The following is a 4,860-nucleotide window of genomic DNA, read 5'->3' as shown; positions in this document are numbered from 1 at the left end:
CGCCGGGTGTAGCGGGTCAGCATGTGGTAGCCCCCCGGGTAGAGCGCCAGGCGCCAGCCGGGGGTGTCGTCGTCCCGCTCGGGCAGCCGGTCCAGCAGTGCGCAGATCGCCTCGGGCGGGATCACCTGGTCCTCGTCGCCGTAGAGGATCAGCGCCGGGGCGGGCAGTCGGCGGGCGGCCTCCAGCGCCAGGTCCATGGTCTCGCTGACGCCATGCAGGGTATCCACCCGCGCGCGGCGCAGGATCAGCAGATCCCGGGCCAGCTGCTCCATGATCTCCGGGTCGTCGGTGGGCCGGATGCCCAGGCGGCGCACCGCGTTCGACGAGAAGCTCACCGAGGGGATCAGCCGCACGCCGAGCCGCAGGGAGGCGCGCTGGTACCAGGGCATGGCGTCGAGCCCCCACACCGCCGGTGCGATCAGCACGCTGCCGGCTACCTCGGGCGGTGGGTCGTCGGCCAGGGTCAGCAGTACCACCGCCGCGCCCATGCTCTTGCCCACCAGGTAGAGGGGTGTGTCGGGATGGCGCGCCTGGAGCAGCGCGACCAGGTGGTGAACATCGGCCACCAGCCGCTGGTGGCCTGGCCAGATCCGCCGCTGGGCGGTGAGGCCGAAGCCGCGCTGATCAAAGGCGTAGGTGGCGATGCCGTGGGGAGCGAGCGCCTCGGCCATGATGTCGAAGCTGCCGCCGTGGTCGTTGAAGCCGTGCACCGCCAGCACCAGGGCGTGCGCCTCGTGTGGATGCTCACCCTTGGCGGGCCAGTGGCGCAGCGGCAGGCGGTAGCCGTCCTCGGCGATCGCCCAGTTGGGCTCCAGGCGCACGGCCTCCGGGCCGGGCCCGGGCTGCTGCTGCACGGCCTGGCCGCAGCCGGCCAGCAGCAGCGCGGTGAGTGCCAGCGGAAGCCAGCGCGGCGGCTTGGTAAATCCTTGGCGCATTGAGCGCTCCCTGATTGGCCTGGTTCCGCCATGCTAACCTCGCTCAGCGCCGAAACCACCCCTTCATCACCTCGGTGATGCGGCGCATGTCCGCCTCCCTGGTGACGTAGGCCGGCATGGTGTAGAGCCAGCGGCTGATGGGGCGCAGCCAGACGCCCTGCTCGCGGGCCCAGTCGGCCACGCCAGCGAGGTCCGCGGCGGCGCGGGTCTCGATCACCGCGGTGGCGCCCAGGGTGCGCACCTCGACCACCGCGGGATGGGCGGCCAGCGCCTCGTCATTTACCAGCTCCTGCTCCAGCACCCGGTTGAGCCCGGCGATCCGGCCCAGGTACCCCTCCTCCTCGAACACGGCGAGGCTCTCCAGCGCCACGGCGCAGGCTAGCGGATTGCCCATGAAGGTAGGCCCGTGCATAAAGGCGTGCATCGGCGAGTCACCGACAAACGCCTCATGCACCCGGTCCGTGGCCAGCGTCGCCGCGTGGCCCAGATACCCCCCGGTGAGCCCCTTGGAGAGCACCATGATGTCCGGCGTCACCCCGGCATGTTCGGCGGCGAACAGCCGCCCGGTGCGGCCGAAGCCGGTGGCCACCTCGTCGAACACCAGCAGCACGTCGAATTCGTCGCACAGCGCCCGGGCCCCGACCAGGTAGTGGGGCGAGGTCATGTTGAGCCCCCCGGCGGCCTGCAGCAGCGGCTCCATCAAGAGCGCGGCGATCTCACCGTGGTGTCGCTCCAGCACCGCGCGAAGGGCGGCGAGGTCCGCCGCCACCGCCTCGGGTTCGGCGTCGAAGGGGGCGGTGGGGGCCGGGGCGAAGTGGTGGCGGGGCAGATAGCCCGAGAACAGCGAATGCATGCCTTCCTCGGGGTCGCAGACGGCCATGCAGCCGGCGGTGTCGCCGTGGTAGGCCTTCATCAGCGAGAGCAGGCGATCCTTGCCGGGACGGCCCTGCAGCTGGTGATACTGCACGGCCATCTTCATGGCCACCTCCATGCCCACGGAGCCGCTGTCGGAATAGAAGACGTGGTTGAGGCCTTCGGGGGTGATCCGCACAAGCTCCCGGGCCAGGCGGTCGGCGGGCTCGTGGGTCAGGCCACCCAGCATCACGTGGCAGAGCGCGTCGGCCTGCTGCTGGATGGCACGCACCAGGCGGGGATGGCGGTAGCCGTGGATCATGCTCCACCAGGAGCAGGTGGCGTCGAGCAGCGTCTCGCCGCCCTCCAGGGTAAAGCGTGGCCCCTCGCCGCCGATGACCTTCGGCGCCTGGCGCTGGGTCTTGAGGTGGGCATAGGGGTGCCAGACAGGAGAGGGATGGCGGACGGGAGAGGGATGGCGGACGGCGCTCGTCCGGGCGGTAACGCTCATGGGCGGGCTCCAGTGCAGCGAAAAACCGGAACGACGGGCACGCGAAGGCCCCGCGCATCCGGAGAGATACGAGGTAACGAAGGCATCAACAGCGAGGGAGATAACGAGAAACAGCGATGGTGCGGATGGGGAGACTTGAACTCCCACGCCCGAAGGCACCAGAACCTAAATCTGGCGTGTCTACCAATTCCACCACATCCGCACGGTGATGCAGGCGAGCACATTTTACGGACGCCCCCTCGCAAGTCAATGAGCATCGGGAAGTTCCAGGTAATCGGCGGCGGCCGCGGCCATGGCAGGGGGCGCGTCGGCCGCCAGCCGCGGGATCACACCGAGGCAGGGGGCGGGCAGGGTGCGCGCCAGGGTGGCCAGGTTGTCGCGGTAGAGGGCGTCGTCCACGGCCGCATCGAAGGAGAGCCCGGGATCCACCTGGCTGCCGATCCAGCCGGCCAGGCGCAGGCCGGAGGCCGTGATGGCCTCGGCGGTCAGGCGGGCGTGGCTGAGACAGCCCAGGCGCAGGCCCACCACCAGGATCACCGGGAGCTCCATCGCGAGCGCCAGCTCGGCGATGTCCTCGTCGTCGTTGAGCGGGACCCGCCAGCCGCCGGCGCCCTCTACCAGGGTCAGGTCGCGCTCGAGGGCCAGCAGCGGGCGCAGCCAGCCGGTGAGGTCGGCCAGGCGCACCTCTCGCCCGGCGCGCCGGGCCGCCAGGTGTGGGGCGATGGCGGGGGCGAAGGCGAAGGGGTTGATCGTCGCATAGGCCACTGCCTGGCTCCTGGAAGAGCCCGCCGCCGGCACGCTCTGGGCCTGCAGGGCCAGGGCGTCGGCGTTGCGCAGGCCGTTCGGGGTGGCCTCGCTGCCCGAGGCGATGGGCTTGAGGCCCAGAGTGGTGAGGCCCTCACGGCGGGCACGGGCCAGCAGGCCGGCGCTGGCCAGGGTCTTGCCGGCATCGGTGTCGGTGCCGGTGACGAAGTAGGCGGGCATCGCGTCTCCTCAGTCGTCGCGGGTCAGGTCGAGGGTGAGCAGCCGATAGCTGACCGGCAGCCCCTCGGGCTCGCGCAGGGCATCGAAGCGGCGCCGGGCCCGGGCCAGATCGGCGCGGGTCAGGCGGGCGCCGGGGCGGGCGGTCTGGGCGCCCACGCCCTTGATGGAGGCCATCACCGCGGCCAGGTCGGGGTAGTGGAAGCGCCGGGTCTGCCGCTCGACGCTGACACGGCGAAAGCCGGCCAGCCGTGCCGCGGCCAGGTGCTGTTCGCGGCCGAGCAGCGGCAGCAGGGCGGCGGGGGCACCGGGCCGCGACCAGGCGTGGCCGACCTCCGCCAGGGTGCCGGGGGCGAGGGTGTTGATCAGCGCCCGCCCACCCGGGCGCAGCACCCGGTGCAGCTCGCTCAGCACCCGGGAGAGGTCCGGGCACCACTGGATGGCCAGGTTGGAGAAGGCGAGATCCAGGCAGCCGTCCGCCAGGGGCAGGGCGGCGGCGTCGGCGCATAGCCAGCGCAGGCGCGGGTCTCTGCCGTGGTCCTGTTCGGCCGCGGCCAGCATGCCCGGGGCCAGATCGAGGCCGATGACCGTGGCGTCGTCGCCGAAGCGTTCGGCCAGGCGCTCGCTCCAGTGCCCCGGGCCGCAGCCGAGGTCCAGCACCCGCCAGGGGGTGCCCAAGGGAGTGGGGGAACCGTGCGCGGGCAGGCGTTCCCAGAGCACTTCGCCCATGGCGAGCTGGGCGCCGGCCAGGCGCCCATAGTCGCCGGCGGCCCGGGAGAAGGCGTGGGCGACCCGGCGCCGCCAGTGGGGCGAGGGAGTCGAGTCGGTCGGGTGTCGCCTGGCGGGGGATGTGCTCATGGGCAGGCCTCCTCGTTCGCGGGTGCGCGGCGAGGCACGGCGGCAAGCGTCACCAGGGCCTCGGCCAGGGCGGCGGGCCGGGAGAGCATCGGGCAGTGGCCGGCGTGCTCGAGCACATGATCCGCGCTGGCGATGGCGGCCGGCGCCAGCAGCGGGTCATTGGCGCCGACCAGGCGGACCACCGGGCAGTCGCTGCCCGCCAGGGCAGAGGAGAGGTCCAGGTTTTCCAGCCAGTCCAGGCCCGCGGCCAGGCTGGCGGGATCGGCACACGGGCCACCGCCCAGCAGGGCGCGCAGCCGTCGATGGGCGTCACGGGGGCTGGGTTCTCCGCCGAGCTGCCAGCGCTGGAAGTGGGCCAGGGTGGCCTCCGGGTCCCGGGCGAAGGCGCGGCGAAAGGCGGTGAGCTCCGCGCGGGTGACGCCTTCGGGGTCGCAGAAGCGCCCGCCCATGCCGAGCAGGATCAGCGCCCGGGGAGCAGGCAGCCGGGCGAGCAGGGCGCCGGCCAGCAGGCCGCCCAGCGACCAGCCGACCCAGATGGCGTCGGCGGGCAGCTCGCCCGCCATGGCCTCGGCGAGGGCGTCCAGGCTGTCGGGGGCCGACAGCGGGGCACGGCCCCCGTAGCCGGGCCAGTCCGGCGCGGTGACCCTGATGCCGTCGGGCCAGTGCTCGGCCAGCGGCTGCCAGATCCGCGCGTCGCAGCCCCAGCCGGAGAGCAGCACCAGC

5 protein-coding genes and 1 tRNA gene are annotated in these 4,860 nt (G+C 72.8%); all 6 read right to left on the bottom strand.

Going from position 1 to position 4,860, the window contains the following annotated elements; genetic code table 11:
• The coding region (locus tag IBX53_RS14585) for an alpha/beta hydrolase (RefSeq protein WP_290910640.1) at positions 1 to 935 on the bottom strand (935 nt) is incomplete at its 3' end.
• A 43-nt stretch (positions 936 to 978) separates the two neighbouring features.
• Positions 979 to 2,298, bottom strand: a complete 1,320-nt coding sequence (bioA, locus tag IBX53_RS14580) for an adenosylmethionine--8-amino-7-oxononanoate transaminase (protein WP_290910639.1) — start codon at positions 2,296 to 2,298, stop codon at positions 979 to 981.
• Positions 2,299 to 2,415: 117 nt separating this feature from the next.
• Positions 2,416 to 2,500: transfer RNA gene (locus tag IBX53_RS14575), tRNA-Leu, on the bottom strand.
• 44 nt (positions 2,501 to 2,544) lie between these two features.
• A complete protein-coding gene (gene bioD / locus IBX53_RS14570; protein WP_290910636.1) occupies positions 2,545 to 3,282 on the bottom strand; it encodes a dethiobiotin synthase in 738 nt (245 codons plus the stop codon).
• A gap of 9 nt (positions 3,283 to 3,291) precedes the next feature.
• Positions 3,292 to 4,137: a methyltransferase domain-containing protein gene (locus tag IBX53_RS14565; protein WP_290910634.1), complete on the bottom strand. Its 846-nt coding sequence runs from the start codon at positions 4,135 to 4,137 to the stop codon at positions 3,292 to 3,294.
• On the bottom strand, positions 4,134 to 4,859 hold the full coding sequence (locus tag IBX53_RS14560; protein ID WP_290910632.1) for an alpha/beta fold hydrolase: 726 nt from the start codon (positions 4,857 to 4,859) through the stop codon (positions 4,134 to 4,136). The genes IBX53_RS14565 and IBX53_RS14560 overlap by 4 nt, the downstream gene beginning before the upstream one ends.
• Between the last annotated feature and the right edge of the window lies 1 nt (position 4,860).

Source organism: Halomonas sp. (assembly GCF_014859505.1).
Classification (GTDB): Bacteria; Pseudomonadota; Gammaproteobacteria; order Pseudomonadales; family Halomonadaceae; genus Halomonas.
Note: the sequence above shows the minus strand (reverse complement) of the source record. Positions and strands in the feature narration are given on the sequence as shown.

What these genes read in the sequence shown, in the direction of transcription:
- bioA (WP_290910639.1), bottom strand. Translation starts at nt 2,298, where the DNA reads ATGAGCGTTACCGCCCGGACGAGCGCCGTCCGCCATCCCTCTCCCGTC.
- bioD (WP_290910636.1), bottom strand. Translation starts at nt 3,282, where the DNA reads ATGCCCGCCTACTTCGTCACCGGCACCGACACCGATGCCGGCAAGACC.
- IBX53_RS14565 (WP_290910634.1), bottom strand. Translation starts at nt 4,137, where the DNA reads ATGAGCACATCCCCCGCCAGGCGACACCCGACCGACTCGACTCCCTCG.